Source organism: Roseixanthobacter liquoris, from assembly GCF_043195135.2.
GTDB lineage: Bacteria > Pseudomonadota > Alphaproteobacteria > Rhizobiales > Xanthobacteraceae > NCEH01.
Window position 1 is genome coordinate 3,510,570 of sequence record NZ_CM195537.1, and the last position, 20,597, is coordinate 3,531,166.

The window sequence follows — 20,597 nt, forward strand, 5'->3', positions numbered from 1 at the left end:
GAACTGAGTTAGGATGAGACATGAGCCGCTTGCCCGCCTTCGCCGATATCGACTGGCGCGCGCCGGACCTCACGCAGGACCTGGCGCCCCCGCCGGCTAAGTTCGCACCCTGGGTGACGCCCGAGGGGATCGCGGTGAAGCCGCTTTACGGCCCGCGGGACGTGGCGGGGCTCGATTTCATCGACACTTATCCCGGCATCGCGCCGTTCCTGCGCGGCCCCTACCCCACCATGTATGCGAACCAGCCCTGGACCATCCGGCAATATGCCGGCTTCTCCACGGCGGAGGATTCCAACGCCTTCTACCGCCGCAACCTCGCGGCCGGGCAGAAGGGGCTTTCGGTGGCGTTCGATCTCGCCACCCATCGCGGCTATGACAGCGACCATCCGCGCGTCGCCGGCGACGTGGGCATGGCCGGCGTCGCCATCGACAGCATCTACGACATGCGCACGCTGTTCTCCGGCATCCCGCTGGACCAGATGAGCGTGTCCATGACCATGAACGGCGCGGTGCTGCCGATCCTGGCCCTGTTCATCGTCGCGGGCGAGGAACAGGGCGTGCCCCACGCCAAGCTTTCCGGCACGATCCAGAACGACATCCTCAAAGAATTCATGGTGCGGAACACCTATATCTATCCGCCCGCGCCCAGCATGCGCATCATCTCGGACATCTTCGCTTATACGTCGAAGGAGATGCCGCGCTTCAACTCGATCTCGATTTCCGGCTATCACATGCAGGAAGCCGGGGCGACGCAGGATCTGGAACTCGCCTATACGCTCGCGGACGGGGTCGAATACGGCCGGGCGGGGGCCGCCGCCGGCTTGCCCATCGACGTGTTCGCGCCGCGCCTCAGCTTCTTCTGGGCCATCGGCATGAACTTCTTCATGGAGGTGGCCAAGCTGCGCGCCGCGCGCCTCCTGTGGACCCGCCTGATGACCGACCTCGGGGCGAAGAACCCCAAGTCCCTGCCTCTGCGCACCCATTCCCAGACCTCGGGCTGGAGCCTCACCGCGCAGGACGTGTTCAACAACGTCATGCGCACCGCCGTGGAGGCCATGGCGGCGACCCAGGGCCACACCCAGTCGCTGCACACCAATGCCCTGGACGAGGCGCTGGCCCTGCCCACCGACTTTTCCGCCCGCATCGCCCGCAACACCCAGATCCTGCTGCAGCAGGAAAGCGGCACCACGCGCCAGATCGACCCCTGGGGCGGCTCCTTCTTCGTCGAGCGCCTCACCGCCGATCTCGCCACCAAGGCCTGGGCCCATATCCAGGAAGTGGAAGCGCTCGGCGGCATGGCGAAGGCGATCGAGGCCGGCATTCCCAAGCTACGCATCGAGGAAGCCGCCGCCACCACCCAGGCCCGCATCGACGGCGGGGCGCAGACCGTGGTGGGCGTCAACAAATACAAGCCGCTCAGCGAGGCGCAGATCGACGTGCTGAAGGTGGACAATTCCGCCGTGCGCGCGGCGCAGATCGAAAAGCTCAACCGCCTCAAGGCCGAGCGCAGCGATGCCGAGGTGGAAAGCGCGCTCACCGCCCTCACCCATGGCGCGAGCGCGGGCGCGAACCTGCTGGAACTCGCCGTCAATGCCGCCCGCGCCAAGGCGACGGTGGGCGAAATCTCCGATGCGCTGGAGAAGGTGTTCGGCCGCCATCGCGCCGAGATCCGCGCCATTTCCGGCGTCTACAAGCGGGAGGCCGGCGCCATGACGGACAAGGTTGGCAAGGTGCAGCGCCAGGTGGAGGAGTTCGAGCATGCCGAGGGCCGGCGCCCGCGCATCCTGGTCGCCAAGGTGGGCCAGGACGGGCACGATCGCGGCCAGAAGGTGATCGCCTCCGCCTTCGCCGACCTCGGCTTCGACGTGGACATCGGCCCCCTGTTCGCCACCCCGGAAGAGGCGGCACGGCAGGCGGTGGAGAACGACGTCCATGTGGTGGGCATCTCCTCGCTCGCCGCCGGCCATCTTACGCTGGTACCGGCGCTGAAGAAGGCGCTGGAGGCGGAAGGGCGCGGCGACATCATGGTGGTGGTGGGCGGCGTGGTGCCGCCGCAGGATTATGAGGCCCTGCGCGCGGCCGGGGCGGAAGCCATCTTCCCACCCGGCACCGTGATCGCGGACGCCGCGCGCGACCTGCTGGTGACGCTCTCCCAGCGGCTCGGCCATTCCAAGGCGGCGGCCGAATAGCCGCCTCTCCCGCCCGCAAGGATTCCCCCATGCCGGACTATGGCGCGACGATGGAGGTGCTGCGCCTCGCACCCCATCTGCTCGGCTTCTATGACGGCCGCATCCCCGGCGTGCGGCTCTACAGCGAAAAGCCGAATTGGCTCGACGACGGCGCCTTCGCGCTGGGCATCTGCACCTATGCGGTGGTGGATGGCGGGGAGGCCCTGGTCTACGATCCGCACATCTCCTTGCCGCACGCCCGCATCATCCGCCGCACGCTGGAGGAGAGGGGCGTCACGCACATGCGCCTCGTGCTCTCCCATTGGCACGACGACCATGTGGCCGGCACCGCGGTGTTTGCCGATTGCGAGATCATCGCCAATCGGGACACCGCCGAAATCCTCGCGGCCCACAAGGATGCGCTGGAAAGCGGCGATCCCCCCATCAAGCCGCTGATCCTCCCCAATCGCCTGTTTTCCGGCACGCTGGACCTCACAGTCGGCACGATCCCGGTGCAATTGCGCCAGCTCGACATCCACAGCCGCGACGGCACGGTGGCGCTTTTGCCCGGCGGGGTGCTGCTGGCGGGGGATACGCTGGAAGACCCGATCACCTATGTGGCGGAAGAAGACCGGCTGGCGATCCACCTGCGCGATCTCGACCGCATGGCGGAATGGGATATCTCCACCCTCCTTCCTAACCACGGCTCGAAGGCGCAGATCCTGGCGGGCGGCTATCCGCCGGCCTTCATCGCGGCGACCCGCCTTTATGTGGAAAAGCTGCTGCGGCTGGAGCGCGAGCCCGCGCTGGCCGCGCAGGACCTTTCCACCTTCGCCGCCGAGGCGTTGGCGACCGGGGCGGTGAGCTATTTCGAACCCTATGAGGCGGTGCACCGCCTCAATGTGGAAAAGGTGCTCGGTTTGGCGGGGCAAGCCGCCTGACGCGCGGGCGCCCCGCTATTCCGCCGCGACCAGCGCTTCGGCCTCCGCCTCGGGGGCGGGCGCGCCGAACAGGAGCAATTGCTGTTCGCGCACCGGGGTGAAGGATTGGCGATGATGCCGGCAGGGGCCGTGGGCGCGCAGCGCCTCCCCGTGCTCGCGGGTGCCATAGCCCATGTGGCGCTCGAACCCATAGGCGGGAAACGCCGCGCCGAGGCCGCACATCAGCCGGTCGCGCGTGACCTTGGCGACGATGGAGGCGGCCGCGATGGAGGCGATGATCCCGTCGCCGCCGACGATCATCTCCACCGTGCAGGATAAGGGCGGGCGATCGTTTCCATCGACAAAGACCAGCGCCGGCGCGCAGGGGAGGCCGCGCACCGCAGTGGCGAGCGCCCATAGCGTCGCCTGGCGGATATTGTCCCGGTCGATGCGCGCGGGCGGCGCGAGGCACACCGAGACCTCCGCCGTGGCGCAGATTTCCGCGAACAGGCGCTCGCGCACCTCGCGCGTCAGCTTCTTGGAATCGTTGAGGCCCGCCGGAACGCGCTTGGGATCGAGCACCACGGCGGCGGCCACCACCGGCCCGGCCAGCGGGCCGCGCCCGGCCTCGTCCGCCCCGGCGATGGGCCGGACGCCCGCCTTATAAGCGGCGCGCTCGCGCTTGAAATCCAGGCCGAGCTTGGCTTTCGCGGGGCGGCCCTCGATGGCGGCCATGGTGTGAACTCTCCCCCCGGGCGGGCGATTCGGCTTCACCGACGATGCGCGAGGGTGGCGCCGCCGCCCGTCGAACGCAAGGGTGGGCCGGGTGCGGGCCATCAGCGCCGCCCAACGCCCGTCGCGCGGCCTTCGCACACCTCTTCTCCCCGCCGTTTCGATCGCCCCTCACCGCAGCGCTCTCCCCGACGGGGAGAGGGAGATAGGGCTCCATCACACCACCTCCCACCGGGCATAAGGGTCAGGCCCATCCCTCCACCTCTCCCCGCCGGGGAGAGGTCGGCCGCGCAGCGGACGGGTGAGGGGCGCCTCGCACGGCGTTTCGATCCACCCCTCACCCCAGCCCTCTCCCCGTCGGGGAGAGGGGGTCAGGCCCATCCCTCCACCTCTCCCCCCCGGGGAGAGGTCGGCCGCGCAGCGAACGGGCGAGGGGCGCCTCGCACGGCGTTTCGATCCACCCCTCACCCCAGCCCTCTCCCCGTCGGGGAGAGGGGGGGCGGGGCCTCCGGCCGTCGCGCCAAAACCTTTCCTGAAGGAAAATTTAATCCCGGCCGAGGCGCAGTGTCGCGGCGCGTGGGCCGGAGGCGACCGGCGCGCGAACGAGGATTTCGCCGCAAAGCTGTGCTTTATGGTGAAGCAGAACGGACCCTTGCGCCCCTGTTTGCGTTGTCGGCGCAGCGGGAAGCGAGCGCAGGTTCGCGCGATGGATGCCGGCGGGCAGGAGGCTAAGGTCATGCGGTGGGACGACTTCCGGTCCAGCGGCAATGTGGAGGACCGGCGCGGCGACGGCGGCGGCGGGTTCCAGATGCCGGGCGGGCGCGGCGGGATGGGCATCGGCACCATCATCATCGTCGGGCTGGTGGGCTGGGCGCTGGGCATCAATCCGCTGGTTCTGCTCGGCGGGCTGGAGGCGATCCAGGGCGGTGGAAGCCCCTCCCAGCAGAGCGCCCCGTCCCAGGCGACCCGCCAGGGTCCCCCCACCGACGAGCTTGGCCGCTTCGCCGCCGCCGTGCTGGCGCAGACCGAGGATGTGTGGACCGAATTGTTCCGCGCCCAGGGCCGCACCTATGTGGACCCGAAAATGGTGCTGTTCTCCGGCCAGACCCGCTCCGGCTGCGGCGGCGCCTCGGCCGAGATGGGGCCGTTCTATTGCCCGACCGACCAGAAGGTCTATCTCGACCTCTCCTTCTTCCAGGAGATGAAGACCCGCTTCAAGGCGCCCGGCGATTTCGCCGCCGCTTATGTGATCGCGCACGAGGTCGGCCACCATGTGCAGAACCTCAGCGGCATCCTGCCGAAGATCCAGGCGGCGCAGCGCAATGCCTCGACCAAGAGGGAGGCGAACGCGCTCTCCGTGCGGGCCGAGCTGATGGCCGATTGCCTCGCCGGCGTGTGGGCCTATCACGCCAACGAGCGCTTCCGCATCCTGGAGCCGGGCGACGTGGAAGAAGCGCTCGCCGCCGCCACCGCCATCGGCGATGACCGCCTGCAACGCCAGTCGCAGGGCGTGGTGGTGCCCGACAGTTTCACCCACGGTTCCTCGCAGCAGCGCGTGACGTGGTTCACGCGCGGGCTTAAGAGCGGCTCCATGCAGCAATGCAACACCTTGCAAGGAGCCATCTGATGCCGGGCATCGACGTCGCGCGGACCTTCGTCGCGCTGAAGATCGCCGTGCTCACCGTGTCCGATACCCGCGCGCTGGCGGACGACAAGTCCGGCGCCGTGCTGGCCGAGCGCATCGAAACCGCCGGCCACGTGCTGGCGGACCGCAGGATCGTGCCGGACGATGTGACGGAGATTCGCGCCGTGGTTCAGGGCTGGATCGAGGATCCCGCCATCGACGCGGTGATCACCACCGGCGGCACCGGCTTCACCGGCCGCGACGTGACGCCGGAGGCGCTGGAGCCGCTGTTCGAGAAGCGCATGGAGGGCTTCTCCACCGTGTTCCACATGATCTCGTTCGCGAAGATCGGCACCTCCACCCTGCAAAGCCGGGCGACCGCCGGGGTCGCGCGCTCCACCTACATCTTCTGCCTGCCCGGCTCCCCCGGCGCCTGCAGGGACGGGTGGGACGAAATCCTCGTCAACCAGCTGGACGTGCGCTACCGCCCCTGCAACTTCGTCGAGATCCTGCCCCGCCTGGACGAGCACCTGCGCCGCGACAAGGCCAAGGGCGCGAGCGTCTAGACCGAATCGACCGTCGGCGGCAGGGGCGATCGTTGGGGCGCACGCGGGCGATCGCCCGTGCATGACGATCGTTCCCGCCGGACAGGCCATGGATATCGATCCGGGTCAGCGGCGCGCGAGTCGGAGCCCTCCTACCCCTACTCCAGAACCATCAAGACGCCCGTGCGCGTCCACCGGCGGCGCGCCGAAATTCGGCGGGAAACTTCGGCCGAAATCGCGGTTTGGTCTGGCGGAAAGGCGCAGAGAAGCGCGGAGAAGTGCCTTCTCGCCCCTGTTCGTCTGCGCTAAGCTATTGTTTCACGTGAAACATTTTGCGCACGCTCAGGCCGCCGGAGCCGGTGGACGGCGGGGTTTGCGGGGCGCGCGCGCCGGTGCGGCCGGGGCCGGCGGCGGCGCGGGCACCCGCCCCTGCGGCGTCCGCCCCTTGAAGGCCACCGCCATGAGCGTCGCCGGAACGGCGGCATTCAGCACCTGGATCGCCACCAGCGGCCAAAGCCCGATGAACCCTCGCAGATAGGCCAGCAGCGAGCCCATCAGCACCGCATGCACCAGCAGGCCGGCGAGACTCACAAGGCCGATCGCCTTCACCCCCGCCCCGTGGCGCCGCACCGCCACCGCGAGCGTCCACAGGCACAGCGGCAGGAACACGACCACCGCGCTGAACAGGCCCGGATTATAGCGGCGCTCCAGCACGGCCGGGACGATATGGGCGAAGGCGTTCACCAGCGGGACGGCAAAAAAGCTGAGCGCGATCAAGGGAAAGCGCCGCGCCGCCAAGGCGCTGGCAAAGCCCGCGACCCAGACCGCCGAGACGTTCACGGCGGTGATGAAGGCCAGCGGCACCGGGCAGGAAATGGCATCGCCATAGCCGAGCGTCGCGCACAAGGTGCCGCGAAAGGCATAGGGCGCGCCCAGCAGGCTCACCCCATGTTCCTCGAACTGGTGCAGGAGATAGGCCGTCACCGCGAGCCAGGTGAGCCATTGCAGATCGAACCAGCGGGCAATGCGCCGGTCGGCCTGGAGCGCGTCCGTGGCGACGAGCAGAATCAGCAAGGCCCCGGCAGCGCCGAGGCCGATCCAGGGCCAGGTGGTTGCGAACAGAGGCATGGGCGGGCAGCTTAGCGGGCGGGAAAAGCGTGTCCAGCCGAAGGCACCGCCCGGCACCGCGACATGCCGCCTGGGAGGGCGCGCCATGACCAGTTCCACCGCCGAAGACACCGTCTTCAACCAGCCGCCGCCGTTCACGGATGTGAATCTGGTGACCCGGGACACGCCCCTGCGCGCGGCCGCGGGCCTCTCCGGCGCGGCTGGGGCGGCGCTGGCGGCGTTCGGCGCGGACTGGGGGACGCAGGAGCGCCTCGCCCTCGGCCGGCACGCGAACGAGAACCCGCCGCGCCTGCGCACCCACGATCCCCAGGGGCGGCGGCTCGATCTCGTGGAGTTCCATCCCGCCTATCATGCCCTGATGGCGCACAGCCGCGCGGCCGGCCTCGCCCATTCCACCTGGTCCGGCGGCAGCCATGTGGCGCGGGCGGCGCGCCTGTTCGTGATCTCCCAGGTGGAGGCCGGGCACGTCTGCCCGCTCACCATGACCCATGCCGCCCCCGCTGCGCTCGCCGCCGCGCCAGGGCTCCTGGCGGAATGGCTGCCGCGCATCATCGCCGGCCCCTATGATTCGCGGTTCCTGCCGTTCTGGGAGAAAAGCAGCGTCACCCTCGGCATGGGCATGACCGAGAAGCAGGGCGGCACGGACGTGCGCGCCAATCTCACCCGCGCCACGGCGACCGGCGGCGACACCTATGAGATCACCGGCCACAAATGGTTCTTCTCGGCGCCCATGAGCGACGCCTTCCTGGTTCTGGCGCAGGCGACGGGCGGCCTGACCTGCTTCCTGGTGCCGCGTTTCCGCCCGGACGGAACGGTGAACGCCCTGCATCTGCAACGGCTGAAGGACAAGCTCGGCAACCGCTCCAACGCCTCCTCGGAGGTCGAGTTCGCCCGCGCTTTCGCCTGGCGGGTGGGCGAGGAGGGGCGCGGGGTGCCGACTATCATCGAGATGGTGCAATTGACCAGGCTGGATTGCGCCGTCTCCTCCGCCGGCCTCATGCGCATGGCGCTCGCGCTGGCGGTGCACCATGCCCGCCATCGCACGGTGTTCCAGAAACGGCTGATCGACCAGCCGGCCATGACCGCCGTGCTGGCCGATCTCGCCCTGGAAAGCGAGGCGGCAACCGCCCTTTCCTTCCGGCTGGCGGCGAGCTTCGACCGGGCGAAGGAGGATCCGCTCGAAGCCGCCCGCGCGCGCCTGCTGACGCCGGCGGTGAAATTCAGCGTCTGCAAGGCGGCGCCGGGCTTCATTTATGAGGCGATGGAAGCGCTCGGCGGCAATGCCTATGTGGAGGAAAGCCCCCTGCCCCGGCTCTATCGCGAGGCACCGGTGAACGCCATCTGGGAGGGCTCGGGCAATGTCATGGCCCTCGACCTGCTGCGCGCGGCGGGCCGGGATGCGGCCGCGACCCACGCGGTGATCGCGGCCCTGGCGCAGGAGGCACGCGCGGTTCCCGGCGCCCGCGAGACCGCGCAGGAGATCGCCGAGGGCCTCGCGGGACAGGATCTGGAAAGCCGCGCCCGCTATCTCACCGAGCGGCTCGCGGCCCTGGCGGCCGCGGCGGCGCTGGCCGCATCCGCGCCCGAGGCGGTCAGCCATGCCTTTGGGACAACCCGCCTGCTGCGTCCACGCGCCATGTTCGGCGCGAATTCCATCGCCGAGCCCGCAAGCCTGCTGGATCGCGCCTTAACCGAACCGTGAGGGGAAACGGTATCGCGCCGCCACCGCCGCGCGGTTCCCATTGAAACCTCAGGCCGCCTTCGCTATAGGGCACTTCGACTATCCGAGGGGCCGCAGAGGCCAAGCCTCGGCCGTGGCCGCTTTTCTCGCCCGCAGCGAGCAGGTCGTGCCCCGAGCGGCCGAGCCATAACAGAGGCGCACTCATGTCTTCGACGTTCGATACCGTCGCCAATATCATCGCCGAGACGTGCGACATTCCGCGCGACACCATCACGCCGGAAAGCCATGCCATCGACGATCTGGGTATCGACAGCCTGGACTTCCTCGACATCGCCTTCGCCATCGACAAGGCGTTCGGCATCAAGCTTCCGCTGGAACAGTGGACGCAGGAAGTGAACGACGGCAAGGCCACCACCGAGCAATATTTCGTGCTCAAGAACCTGTGCGCTCGCATCGACGATCTGGTCGCGGCGAAGACCGCCTGAGGTCGGACGGAGCGAATGCGTCCTGAAGTTTTCAAGATGGTGGACCGGGTCGTCGCGATCGATCCGGGCCTTGAGACCATTCATTGCGAAGGCCTTGTGCCGGAAGAAAGCTCCATCTTCGAGGGGCATTTTCCTGGCCATCCCCTGATGCCCGGCGTCCTGCTGATCGAGGCCATGGCCCAGACCACGGGCTGGCTGGTGCTCGCGCGCAATCGATTCGACAAGATGCCGTTCCTGGCCACCGTCAAGGAAGCCAAGCTGCGCACCTTCGTCGTGCCCGGACAGAATCTGGACCTCTATTCCAAGATTCTGCACGAGGGCTCCGGCTTCGTGGTCGCGCAGACCCGCTGCACCTGCGAGGGCAAGCCGATCTGCAATGCCGAGCTGGTCTTCCGGGTGCTGCCCTGGCCCGAAGGACGGATGAAGGACGTGGTTCTCAAGGTGGCCGAGCGGGTGGAATTCCCGGTCGCGGACTATGTCGATGCCTGAGCAGAGCCCGAGCACCAGGCGCGACGTCTGGATCACCGGCATCGGCCTCGTGTCCTCGCTGGGCGAGGGGCCGCAGGCGAATTGGCAGGCGCTCGCCGCCGGCACCGCCCCGGTGACGGATGCCGAGCGCTTCGCGCCCTATGTGGTCCATCCCCTGGTCAAGGTGAATTACGACAGCCAGATCCCCAAGAAGGGCGATCAGCGGCAGATGGAGCCCTGGCAACGCATCGGCACCTATGCCGCCGGGCTGGCGCTCGATAGCGCGGGCATCGCCAAGAATGCCGAAATCCTCGGCCAGACGGACATGATCGTCGCGGCCGGCGGCGGCGAGCGCGACTTCCTCGTCGATGCGGCGATTCTCAACGACATCCTGGCCACCAACGACGCCGGCCGCCTGCTGAACGAGCGCCTGCTCTCGGACCTGCGCCCGACCCTGTCGCTGGCGCAATTGTCCAATCTGCTGGCCGGCAACATCTCCATCGTCCACGGCGTCACCGGCTCCTCGCGCACCTTCATGGGCGAGGAAAGCGCGGGCGTGGATGCCACCCGCATCGCGTTTTCGCGCATCGCCGCCCGCCAGAGCGAGATCGCCCTGGTCGGCGGGGCCTATAATGCCGAGCGCGAGGACATGCTTCTGCTCTACGCGCTCAACGATTTCTGCATGAAGAACGGGTTCCGCCCGATCTTCGGCGCGGATGGTGCGCCGGGCATTCCCTCCGGCTCCATGGGCGCGTTCCTGGTGCTGGAATCGCCCGAGCACGCCACCGCGCGCGGCGCCAAGCCGCTGGCGAAGCTCTCCGGCGTCTGGTCGGAACGGGCGCGGCGCGACGCGCCCGGCAGCATCGCCGAAAAGGTGACGGCGCTGCTCGCCAAGGCCGGCACCACGCCCGGAACCGCCGTATTCTCCGGCGCCACCGGCGCGCATGGCGCCACCGAGGCGGAAGCGCAGGCCCTGCGCGCGGCCGGTCTTCCGGTGCGTTCGCTGGCCAATCGCATCGGTCACGGCTTCGAGGCGCAGTTCGCCGCCGGCCTCGCCCTTGCGGCGCTCGCGGTGGACGAGGGCACGCTGTTTCCCGCCTTGCCCGGCGATACGCTGGAAAGCGATGGGCCAAAGACCGGCGGCGAAGCCGTCTCCCGCGTGATCGTCACCGCCGTCGGCCATTGGCGCGGCGAAGGCGCGGGACTGGTGGAACGGGTGGGTTGAGCCTTATATCTCAAGCGTGACGGCGGACGGGCATCGGGGCTGGCGAGGGGCGCGCCGGAGATTCCTTCGAAGTCCGCCGATGCGGGGGGAGGCGCGACGTCCCCCTCTCCCCGCCGCCCGCCGCCCGCCGCCGTCCGTCATGGACACGGCACCAGGACGTGCGGACGTTCACCCCGGTGGACGTCCTTGGAAGGAGGCGCCCGTGGCGCAGGCATATACGGACAAGTTCGGCCGCCCCATCGTGGTGGTGACCGGCATCGGCATCGTGACCTCGCTCGGACAGGGCAAGGCGGACAATTGGCGCCGCCTGACCGCCGGAGAATCCGGCATCCACACCATCACCCGCTTCCCGCTGGAAGGCATGCGCACCACCATCGCCGGGACGGTCGACTTCCTGTTCGACGGCCGCGTGCCCGCCCCCGATCTCTCCCAGCGCCTGGCGACCCTGGCGGCGGAAGAAGCCATCGCCGAGGCCGGCATCGGCTCCAAGGGGTGCTTCCCGGGCCCGCTGTTCGCCGCCGTGCCCCCGGTGGAGCTGGAATGGCCGGAAAAGCGCGCCCTGGCCGAGGTCGTCCCCCACAAGCCGCTGGTCTACCACGACCTTCTCGACGCGGCGGAGACCGGCAAGTTCGCCAGCTGGCACGAGCGCTTCCTGTTCGGCTCGGTGGCCGACCGGCTCGCCGACCATTTCGGCACCCAGGGCCAGCCGATTTCCCTCTCCACCGCCTGCGCCTCCGGCGGCACGGCGATCCAGCTCGGCGTCGAGGCGATCCGGCGCGGGGAATGCGATGTCGCGCTGTCGCTGGGCACCGACGGCTCGGTGCATCCCGAGGCGCTGATCCGCTTCTCCCTGCTCTCCGCCCTGACCACAGCCAATGAGAAGCCGGGCGAAGCCGCCCGCCCGTTCGCCAAGAATCGCGACGGCTTCGTGATGGCGGAAGGCGCCGCCGCTTTGGTGCTGGAAAGCCTGGAGCACGCCACCGCCCGCGGCGCCAAGATCCTCGGCGTGCTCGAAGGCTGCGGGGAGATGTCCGACAATTTCCATCGCACGCGTTCGAGCCCGGACGGCAAGCCCATCATCGGCTGCATGATGAATGCGCTGAAGGATGCCGGCATCACCCCGGGCGATGTGGATTACATCAACGCCCACGGCACCTCGACGCCGGAAAACGACCGCATGGAATATGTCGGCATGAAAGCCGTGTTCGGCGAGGAGGCCCTGGCGGGCATTCCCATCTCGTCCAACAAATCCATGATCGGCCACACCCTCACCGCCGCCGGCGCCATCGAGGCGGCGGTCTCGCTGCTGACCATCGCCAACGGCCGCATTCCGCCGACCATCAATTACAACATCCCCGATCCGGCGATCCCGCTGGACGTGGTGCCCAACGTCGCCCGCGACGCGCGCGTGAACCGCGTGATCTCCAATTCCTTCGGCTTCGGCGGGCAGAATGTGTGCCTCGTGCTGACGGGGGAGCCGGCGTGAGCCTGTCGCGTCCCGCAGGGCACGCCGGGGTGCCGAGGGCATGAGCCTGGACGCGCGCAAGCGGGTTCTCGTCACCGGCGGCGGGCGCGGGCTCGGCTCCGCGATCGTGCGCGCGCTGGCCGCGGCCGGCCATGACGTGACCTTCACCTATCGCAGCGCCGGGCCGGAGGCCGAGGCGCTGCTGGAGGAGATCCGCGCGGCCCATCCGCAGGCGACCGTCGGCGCCAAGGCGGTGGACCTCGCCGACCGCTCCGCCGTCGAGGCCCTGGCGCTGGAAATCGAGGCGGACGCGGCCTATTACGGCTTCTGCCACAATGCCGGTGCCTCCTACGACACGCTTGCCGCCATGGTGGACCAGGACAAGGCGGAGCAGGTGATGCAGGTCAATCACCACGCCTTCGTGCGCCTCGCCCGCGCGCTGGTGCGCCCCATGATCCGCGCACGGGTGGGCAGGATCGTCGCCATCGGCTCGGTGGCGGCATTGCAGGCCAACCAGGGCAATGTCGCCTATGCCGCCTCCAAGGCCGCCCTGCTGGCCCATGTGAAGGGCCTTGCGGTCGAGAGCGCAAAGCGCGGCGTCACGGTAAATTATGTCGCCCCCGGCTTCATCGACACCGCCATGCTCGCCAAATTCGCCGACTATCGCGACCGCATCGCGGCACAGATCCCCGCCGGGCGTTTCGCACAGGTGGAAGAGGTCGCGGCGCTGGTGGCCTTTCTCTTCTCGCCCGGAGCAAGCTATATCACCGGGGCCGTGATCCCGGTGGATGGGGGCCTTTCGGCCCAGCTTGCCGTCCATCGCTGACCTTCAGGACCAAAATGCGCGCCCTTCAGCTCGTCTCCGACCGCAATCTCCAGATCGTCGACATGCCCGAGCCCGCCGCCCCCGGCGCGGGCGAGGTGCAGATCCGCGTCAAGGCCCTCGCCCTCAACCATATCGATGTCTGGGGCTGGCGCGGCATGGCCTTCGCCAAGCGCAAGATGCCGCTGGTGGTGGGCGCGGAAGCGTCCGGCGAGGTGGTGGCGCTGGGCGCCGACGTGCGCGGGCTGAAAGTCGGCCAGACCGTCGCCATGTACGGCGCCATGACCTGCGGCCATTGCAAGCAATGCCTTAAGGGCCGCGACAATCTGTGCGAGAATGTCGGCGGCGTGTTGGGCTTCCACATCGACGGTTTTGCCCGCGATGTCATCAACATGCCCGAGCGGCTGGTGATTCCCGCCCCCGAGGGCGTCTCCTTCGAGGAGGCCGGCTGCGCCGGAATCACCTTCTCCACGGTCGAGCACATGCTGTTCGACAATGCCAAGCTGGAGGACGGCGAGACCGTGCTGGTGCACGCCGGCGGCTCGGGCATCGGCTCGGCCGCCATCCGCCTCGCCAAGGACATCGGCGCCACCGTCATCACCACGGTCGGCGACGACGAAAAGATGGAAAAGGCCAAGGCGCTGGGCGCGGACCATGTCATCAATTATCGCGTCGACCGGTTCGAACACGAGGTCCGCAAGATCACCAAGAAGGTGGGCGTGGACGTGGTGTTCGAGCATGTGGGCGCCGACACGTGGAACGCCTCCCTGCTCTCCATGAAGCCCGGCGCGCGCCTCGTCACCTGCGGCTCCACCTCCGGGGTGAGCGTGCAGATGAACCTGATGCAGTTGTTCCAGCGCCAGTACAAGATCTTCGGCTCGTTCGGCGCCACCATCCGCAATGTCGCGAACGGCCTGGAGAAGATGGGCCGCGGCGTGAAGCCGGTGATCGACACGGTGGTGCCGCTGGAGCGCTTCAACGAGGGGCTGGAGCGCCTGGAGAGCCGCAAGGTGTTCGGCAAGATCATCGTCCGCTTCTGATCCGTGCCTCCTGAGGAAACTGGCCCGTGTCGCCGCTGAAGATTCTATGGGGCCGTCTGGTGCGGCGGGTGCGCCATGCGCTGGCGCCGATCGCCGAGAGCCTCATCGTCGGCTTCGTGCGGGTGCTGGTGTGGTGGTCGCGGCTCTATCCCATCTCCTGGTCGTCGGCGGTGGTGAGCACGCTCGCGCGCCTGCTGGGCCCGTTCTTCCTGGTGAGCCGGGTCGCCCGCGCGAACCTGCGCCGCGCCTTCCCGGAAAAGAGCGACGCCGAGATCCGCCGGATCCTGGATGGGGTTTGGGACAATCTCGGCCGCATGTCGGCGGAATTCGCCCATCTTGACCGGATCTGGGATTATGACCCGGTTCATCCCGGCAAGGGGAGCATCGAGATCGTCGGCACCGAGGTGATGGCCCGCCTGCGGGACGACGGCAAGCCGGCCCTGTTCTTCACCTCCCACACCGGCAATTGGGAATTGAACGCCATCACCGGCGGTAAGCTCGGGGTGAAGGGGGGCGTGCTCTATCGCGCGCCCAACATCCAGAAGGCCGCCAAGCTGATCGAGGACATGCGCGCGGAGACCATGCCGGGCCTGATCCGCGCCAACCGCAATGCCGGCCGGCAGATGGCGCGGATGCTGGAAGAAGGCCAGCATATCGGCATGCTGGTGGACCAATATTGGGGCCAGGGCGTGATGGTGGATTTCTTCGGCCGCCCCTGCCCCACCAATCCCACCTTGGCCCGCCTCGCCCGGCAGTTCGAATGCCCGGTGCACGGCATGCGGGTGATCCGCCTGCCGAAGGGGCGGTTCCGCATCGAGATCACGGAAGAGGTCGCCCTGCCGCGGGACGCGGACGGCCGCATCGACGTGCAGGGCGCCATGCAGGCGGTCACGGCGGTGATCGAGGATTGGGTCCGTGAATATCCCGGCCAATGGCTCTGGCTGCATCGCCGCTGGCGCTAGAGGGGAGAACCGGGGCATGACCAAGCGGAACCTCCTCGCCGGCTGGCTCGCGCTCTGCGTCGCGACCGTCGGCGCCTTGCCCGCCACGGCCGCGGACGCGCCCCGCAGCCGGCTCGATGCCGTCGCGGCCTCCGGGACGCTGCGGATCTGCACCACCGGCGATTACCGGCCCTTCACCCTGGCGATCGCGGGAACGGACAAGTTCGAGGGCATCGACATCGATCTCGCGGAGGATCTCGCGGCGGCGCTCGGGGCGAAGCCGCGCTTCGTGAAGACGGGCTGGCCGACGCTCATGACCGATTTCGCGGCCGATGCCTGCGACATCGCCATGGGCGGCATTTCGATCACCCTGCCCCGCCAGAAGGCGGCCTATTTCAGCATTCCCTATCTGCGCGACGGCAAGACGCCCATCGTGCGCTGCGCCGATGTGGAAAAATACCAGACCCTCGCCGCCATCGACCAGCCGGGTGTGCGGGTGGTGGTCAATCCCGGCGGGACGAACGAGAGCTTCGCCCGTTCCGCGCTCAAGGCCGCGCAGGTGCGGGAATTTCCCGACAACACGCTGATCTTCGAGGAAATTCTCGCCGGCCGGGCGGACGTGATGATGACCGACGCGGTGGAAACCCGGCTCCAGGAAAAGCGCCATCCCGGCCTGTGCGCGGTGCATCCCGACGCGCCTTTCACCTTCGCCGAGAAAGCCTATCTGCTGCCGCGCGGCGATGACGTGTTCAAGGCGTTCGTGGACCAGTGGCTCCATCTGCGGCTGAACGACGGCACCTTCGCGCGCATCAGCGCCGCCCATATGCGCTGAACCCGATGCGCACCCTTGCCCCTCGACCCCTTATCCTATAAAGCCGCGCTTTCCTTTTTTCGGGGATGATCGATATGGGTTCGCGGCCGGTGGCCGTCATCATGGGCAGCCAGTCGGACTGGGAGACCATGCGGCACGCTGCGGAAACGCTCGCAGCACTCGAGATCGGCAAGGATGTGCGCATCGTCTCCGCACACCGCACGCCGGAGCGCATGTTCGCCTTCGCCAAGGGGGCGAAAGCGGAGGGCTTCAAGGTCATCATCGCGGGCGCCGGCGGGGCCGCGCACCTGCCGGGCATGGTCGCCGCCCTGACGCCGCTGCCGGTGTTCGGCGTGCCGGTGGAGTCGAAGGCCATGTCCGGCCTCGACAGCCTCTATTCCATCGTCCAGATGCCGGCCGGCATTCCCGTGGGCACTTTGGCCATCGGCAAGGCCGGCGCGACCAACGCCGCCCTGCTCGCAGCCGCCGTGCTGGCGCTCACCGACGAGGCGCTGGCCGCCCGGCTCGACGCCTATCGCGCCGAGCGCACCGCCGCGGTCGCGGATTGCCCGGTCTGATCCATGCTGAAGCCCGGTTCCACCATCGGCATCCTCGGCGGGGGACAGCTCGGCCGCATGATCGCCCTCTCGGCGGCGCAGCTGGGCCTGAAGGCCCATATCCTGTGCCCGGACGAGGACAGCCCCGCCTTCCAGGTGGCCGACGGCCATATCTGCGCCGCGTATGACGATGAGGCCGCCCTCGCCGAGCTGGCGCGGGTGAGCGATGTCGTCACCTATGAATTCGAGAATGTGCCCTTGGCCACGGCCGAATTCCTGGAACGGCGCGTGCCCGTGCGGCCTGGCGCGAAGGCGCTCGCGATCACCCAGGATCGTCTGCTGGAAAAGACCTTCGTGCGTGGCCTCGGCATCGAGACCGCGCCGTTCGCCGCCGTGGACGATTTCGCCGGCCTGGAAGCGGCGGCTGCCGCCATCGGCCTGCCGGCGGTGCTGAAAACCCGCCGCTTCGGCTACGACGGCAAGGGGCAGGTGACGCTCCGCCCGGGCGACGATCTACGCGCCGCCTGGCAGGCCATCGGGGCGCAGAGCGCCATCCTCGAAGGCTTCGTCACCTTCGCGCGCGAGGTCTCGGTGATCGCGGCGCGCTGCGTGGACGATGCGTTCGCGGCCTATGACGTGACCGAGAACGTCCACCGCGACCACATTCTGCACACCTCCACGGTGCCGGCCGCCATGTCCCGGCAGGCAGCGGACCGGGCGCACGCCATCGCCTGCAAGATCGCCGGTTCGCTCTCTTATGTGGGGGTGTTCGCGGTGGAATTGTTCATCACCTCCGCCGCCTCGGGCGAGCGGGTGATCGTCAACGAGATCGCGCCCCGGGTGCACAATTCCGGCCATTGGACGCAGGACGGGGCCGTCACCAGCCAGTTCGAGCAGCATGTCCGCGCCATCGCCGGCTGGCCGCTCGGCGATGCATCCCGCCTCGGCGCGGTGCAGATGATCAATCTCATCGGCGCGGATGCGAACGATTGGGCGAAGATCCTCGCCGAGCCGGGCGCCCATCTGCATCTCTACGGCAAGGACGAGGCCCGCCCCGGCCGCAAGATGGGCCATGTGAACCGGCTGCGGCTCGACGGCCGCGTGTCGCCGACCTCGACCTGCTGAGACCCGCGCGCCGCTGGAAACGGCCGCGCCCGGGGCCTCACGGCGTCGTTGCGCCCAGCGAGCCGACGACCAGCGTGCGCGCCATCCAGCGGACGGTGCCTTCGATCTCGGTCGGATCGAGGCCGCAGATATCCTTCAGCACCACCAGGGTCTCGATCCCCGCGAGCAGCGACAGGGCGTTGATCAGGCGCGTGAAGGCCTGCGGCGGCATGGAAGGGGCGATGCCGGCGAGCGCCTCGGAAATCCAGCGCACGCGTCGACCGCCCCGGCTCGTGCCCTGCCCGGCGGCCGCAAGGGCGAGATAGGTGCGGAACAGGGCCTCGTGGCGCAGCACCATGGCGAGCACGCTCACCACCACCTCCTCCGCCTGCCGGGCGGGAGCAAGCGCGCGCAGCCCCGCATCCAGCATGACCCCGTCCACCTCCTCTGCGATGGCGTCGAGCAGGGCTTCCTGGGCCAGGGCTTCGGCGGTGGAGAAATATCGATAGGCGGTGGCGCGGGAGATATCGGCGGCATCGGCCGCCTCGCCGACGGTTGGCGTGCGGCCTTCCGCCAGGAGGCGCCGCGCGGCGCCAAGAAGGGCGGCGCGGGTGCGCTGCTTTTGGGCCAGCCGTTCGCTCGAAGGTTGACGATCCAAGGCAAACCTCTTATGAGACATTTGTCTCGTTATGAGATTTTTGTATCAAACTTCGAGAAAGGGCACAAGCCGTGACGCTTCTCTCTCCCGCCGCGCTTGCCGCTGCGGCGCCGCCGCGCGTCGGATCATCCATCCACCTGCTCGGCACCATCGTGACCTTCAAGGGCATCGCCGCGCAGACCGAGGGGCATTATTCGCTCGTCGAGGCCGCCACCGCGCCCGGCGCGTTCACGCCGCCCCATGTCCACAGCGCCGACGCCGAAGCCTTTTATGTGCTGGAAGGCGAATATGAGGTGTTTCGCGATGGCGAGACCAGCCGTCACGGACCGGGCTCGTTCGTCTACATGCCGCGCGGAACCGCCCACGGCTTCCGCAATGCGGGCAGCGAAACCGCGCGCATGCTGATCATCAACGTGCCCGGCGGCCTGCACGAACAATTTTTCCTCGAAGCGGGCGAACCGGCGGCCGGCCCCCTCGCCTTTCCCCCGCCCCAGCCTCCGGACGTGCCGAAACTGATCGAGGTGGCGGAGCGCTATGGCATCACGATGCTGCCGCCCGAATGATCCTGTCATTCGGGCGAAGCAATCCATTCATTTTGGAGCAATCTTCGGCAGAGGGATCAGTTTTCCCTCTTCCGCCTTGTAGAAATACTGGCTCGCCACAAGCCACCCCTTCAGAGGTCGCAGGGGCGGAATGCAGGTGAGCAGAAGCAGCGGCAGCGTCGTCACCAGATGGACCCAATAGGGCGCCTGATAGGCCACTTCCAGCCAGATCGCGAACAGGGTGGACGGCAGGCAGCCGAAGCAGATGACGAAGAAGGCGGGACCATCGGCCGGATCGGCAAAGGAATAATCGAGGCCGCACACCTCGCATTTTGGCGCGAGCGTCAGGAACCCCTTGAACAGATGCCCCTGCCCGCACCGGGGACAGCGCCCGCGCAAGCCGGTTTCCAGGGGGGACAAGGCGGGCCAGGAGGGAGTGGCCATGATCGTATCCAGTCACATGCGTTATTTGACTGCATATAATATACATTCAATTTAGTCGGGCAATGAGGGCCAATGTCGCAGGCGGTCGCGCAGGGCAGCCGGAGCGGACGCATCAAGTTCGGCAGCGGGGCTCGCGTCCCCTCCTAAAGGGGCCCTAGCCACGCTTGCGGGCGGCGCCGACTGACATGTTGCGGGCGATATGCGCGGCAAGGTAATCGGCCGCCTGGAGCAGGCCGGGTTGGCGCTCCCACAGGATCAGGTCCACCGAGGGCAGGATCGGCAGGCCGTCCGCCGGGCCGATCCGCACCAGCCCGCGGCTGCGCACCGAATGGGCCAGCACGATGATCGCCGCATCCGCCAGCGCCATGGCCTGCATGCCGGCAATGCTTTCTGAAACGCAGGCGATGCGCCAGGCGCGCCCCTGCTCGTTCAGCGCCGCCAGCGCGTAGTCGCGATACAGATTGCCCTCCGGAAGCATGGCCAGCGGCAACGGATCCTCGCGATGGGCGCTGCCATTCTCCGCACCCAGCCAGACCAGGGGCTCCGCGCGCAGGACCGTTCCGCGGGCCACTTTCGGCGCGACGCCGGGCATGCGCGTGGCGAGGGCGATGTCGATGACGCCGTCGTCCATATCCTGCGCCAATTGCCGGGACAGGGCACACCGCACGGTCACCTCGACCCCCGGATAGCTGGCGCGGAAGCTCGCCAGGGTCTGCGGCAGCAGAAAGGCGGCATAGAGATCCGGACAGCCCAGGGTCACGCGCCCCTCGATCTCCTCCGCCGCGAGGCGCAGGCGCGCTTCCTCATGCATGCGCAGCATGGTGCGCGCATAGGGCAACAACATCTCCCCATGGCGCGACAGCCGCAGATGGCGCAGGTCGGGCTCGAACAGGGAGCGGCCGGCGGCCTCTTCCAGCCGCTTCACCTGAAGGCTTATCGCAGGTTGCGTTCGATTGAGGCGACGCGCCACGCGCGTCACACTCTGCTCCTCGACCAGCAGGACGAAGGTGCGCAGCAAAGTGATTTCGAGGGGGCGCGCCATGGGTTTGAATAAATATTAATTTGCTTTTCACAAAGCAATATAAATTTGATTGCTTCGCTCATCACGGCTTTAATTTGAAACACTCTGGAATGACCTGTTTAAAACGTAGGCATATGCACAAAGCTTGATCTGAATCAAATGAGCTCATGCAACCAGAAAGGGCAGTCGACAGGCCCGATTTTATAATCAATAAG

At 68.1% G+C, this 20,597-nt stretch carries 21 protein-coding genes; 16 read left to right on the plus strand and 5 right to left on the minus strand.

Annotated elements, in window-relative coordinates; translation table 11 throughout:
• Positions 1-20: 20 nt before the first annotated feature.
• Positions 21-2,189 carry a methylmalonyl-CoA mutase gene (scpA, locus tag V5F84_RS15830; protein ID WP_394044645.1) on the plus strand — a complete coding sequence of 723 codons (2,169 nt, stop codon included), beginning with the start codon at positions 21-23 and terminating at the stop codon, positions 2,187-2,189.
• 29 nt (positions 2,190-2,218) lie between these two features.
• A complete protein-coding gene (locus V5F84_RS15835; protein ID WP_394044647.1) occupies positions 2,219-3,109 on the plus strand; it encodes an MBL fold metallo-hydrolase in 891 nt (296 codons plus the stop codon).
• A 15-nt stretch (positions 3,110-3,124) separates the two neighbouring features.
• Here the strand turns inward: V5F84_RS15835 and rnhB are convergent, their stop codons facing one another.
• A complete protein-coding gene (gene rnhB, locus V5F84_RS15840) occupies positions 3,125-3,823 on the minus strand; it encodes a ribonuclease HII (RefSeq protein WP_394044649.1) in 699 nt (232 codons plus the stop codon).
• 733 nt (positions 3,824-4,556) lie between these two features.
• Between rnhB and ypfJ the strand changes: the two genes are divergently transcribed.
• A complete protein-coding gene (gene ypfJ / locus V5F84_RS15845) occupies positions 4,557-5,447 on the plus strand; it encodes a KPN_02809 family neutral zinc metallopeptidase (protein ID WP_394044651.1) in 891 nt (296 codons plus the stop codon).
• Positions 5,447-6,010: a molybdenum cofactor biosynthesis protein B gene (moaB, locus tag V5F84_RS15850; RefSeq protein WP_394044653.1), complete on the plus strand. Its 564-nt coding sequence runs from the start codon at positions 5,447-5,449 to the stop codon at positions 6,008-6,010. Before ypfJ ends, moaB begins: the two co-directional genes overlap by 1 nt.
• Positions 6,011-6,331: 321 nt before the next feature.
• Here moaB and V5F84_RS15855 read toward each other — a convergent pair whose 3' ends face one another.
• On the minus strand, positions 6,332-7,117 hold the full coding sequence (locus V5F84_RS15855; protein ID WP_394044655.1) for an HXXEE domain-containing protein: 786 nt from the start codon (positions 7,115-7,117) through the stop codon (positions 6,332-6,334).
• Positions 7,118-7,202: 85 nt separating this feature from the next.
• On the opposite strand from V5F84_RS15855, the gene V5F84_RS15860 reads away from it, so the two are divergent.
• The 11 genes from V5F84_RS15860 (at position 7,203) to V5F84_RS15910 (ending at position 17,738) form a co-directional block, all read left to right on the plus strand.
• Positions 7,203-8,819: an acyl-CoA dehydrogenase family protein gene (locus V5F84_RS15860; RefSeq protein WP_394044657.1), complete on the plus strand. Its 1,617-nt coding sequence runs from the start codon at positions 7,203-7,205 to the stop codon at positions 8,817-8,819.
• 182 nt (positions 8,820-9,001) lie between these two features.
• Complete coding sequence (locus V5F84_RS15865; RefSeq protein ID WP_348844761.1) at positions 9,002-9,283, plus strand: acyl carrier protein; 282 nt, start codon at positions 9,002-9,004, stop codon at positions 9,281-9,283.
• 15 nt (positions 9,284-9,298) lie between these two features.
• The gene (locus tag V5F84_RS15870) at positions 9,299-9,772 is read left to right on the plus strand and encodes a 3-hydroxyacyl-ACP dehydratase FabZ family protein (RefSeq protein ID WP_394044659.1); all 474 of its coding nucleotides are present in this window, start codon (positions 9,299-9,301) and stop codon (positions 9,770-9,772) included.
• A complete protein-coding gene (locus V5F84_RS15875; protein WP_394044661.1) occupies positions 9,765-10,976 on the plus strand; it encodes a beta-ketoacyl-ACP synthase in 1,212 nt (403 codons plus the stop codon). Before V5F84_RS15870 ends, V5F84_RS15875 begins: the two co-directional genes overlap by 8 nt.
• 202 nt (positions 10,977-11,178) lie before the next feature.
• Entirely contained in the window at positions 11,179-12,462 is a 1,284-nt protein-coding gene (locus tag V5F84_RS15880; RefSeq protein ID WP_394044663.1) for a beta-ketoacyl-ACP synthase, read from the plus strand.
• Positions 12,463-12,502: 40 nt separating this feature from the next.
• Positions 12,503-13,267, plus strand: coding sequence for an SDR family oxidoreductase (locus V5F84_RS15885; protein ID WP_394044665.1), 765 nt, complete (start codon positions 12,503-12,505; stop codon positions 13,265-13,267).
• A gap of 14 nt (positions 13,268-13,281) precedes the next feature.
• Positions 13,282-14,304, plus strand: coding sequence for a zinc-binding dehydrogenase (locus V5F84_RS15890; RefSeq protein ID WP_394044667.1), 1,023 nt, complete (start codon positions 13,282-13,284; stop codon positions 14,302-14,304).
• A gap of 35 nt (positions 14,305-14,339) precedes the next feature.
• A complete protein-coding gene (locus tag V5F84_RS15895; protein ID WP_394044790.1) occupies positions 14,340-15,266 on the plus strand; it encodes a lipid A biosynthesis lauroyl acyltransferase in 927 nt (308 codons plus the stop codon).
• Positions 15,267-15,282: 16 nt separating this feature from the next.
• Complete coding sequence (locus V5F84_RS15900) at positions 15,283-16,077, plus strand: transporter substrate-binding domain-containing protein (RefSeq protein ID WP_394044669.1); 795 nt, start codon at positions 15,283-15,285, stop codon at positions 16,075-16,077.
• A gap of 74 nt (positions 16,078-16,151) precedes the next feature.
• Complete coding sequence (gene purE / locus V5F84_RS15905) at positions 16,152-16,634, plus strand: 5-(carboxyamino)imidazole ribonucleotide mutase (RefSeq protein ID WP_394044671.1); 483 nt, start codon at positions 16,152-16,154, stop codon at positions 16,632-16,634.
• A gap of 3 nt (positions 16,635-16,637) precedes the next feature.
• Entirely contained in the window at positions 16,638-17,738 is a 1,101-nt protein-coding gene (locus tag V5F84_RS15910) for a 5-(carboxyamino)imidazole ribonucleotide synthase (RefSeq protein WP_394044673.1), read from the plus strand.
• A gap of 37 nt (positions 17,739-17,775) precedes the next feature.
• Here V5F84_RS15910 and V5F84_RS15915 read toward each other — a convergent pair whose 3' ends face one another.
• A complete protein-coding gene (locus V5F84_RS15915; protein WP_394044675.1) occupies positions 17,776-18,375 on the minus strand; it encodes a TetR/AcrR family transcriptional regulator in 600 nt (199 codons plus the stop codon).
• A gap of 71 nt (positions 18,376-18,446) precedes the next feature.
• On the opposite strand from V5F84_RS15915, the gene V5F84_RS15920 reads away from it, so the two are divergent.
• Positions 18,447-18,938, plus strand: a complete 492-nt coding sequence (locus V5F84_RS15920; RefSeq protein ID WP_394044676.1) for a cupin domain-containing protein — start codon at positions 18,447-18,449, stop codon at positions 18,936-18,938.
• Between the two features lie 27 nt (positions 18,939-18,965).
• Here the strand turns inward: V5F84_RS15920 and V5F84_RS15925 are convergent, their stop codons facing one another.
• On the minus strand, positions 18,966-19,361 hold the full coding sequence (locus V5F84_RS15925) for a DUF983 domain-containing protein (protein ID WP_394044678.1): 396 nt from the start codon (positions 19,359-19,361) through the stop codon (positions 18,966-18,968).
• Between the two features lie 154 nt (positions 19,362-19,515).
• Positions 19,516-20,403 carry a LysR substrate-binding domain-containing protein gene (locus tag V5F84_RS15930; protein WP_394044680.1) on the minus strand — a complete coding sequence of 296 codons (888 nt, stop codon included), beginning with the start codon at positions 20,401-20,403 and terminating at the stop codon, positions 19,516-19,518.
• Positions 20,404-20,597: the final 194 nt, after the last annotated feature.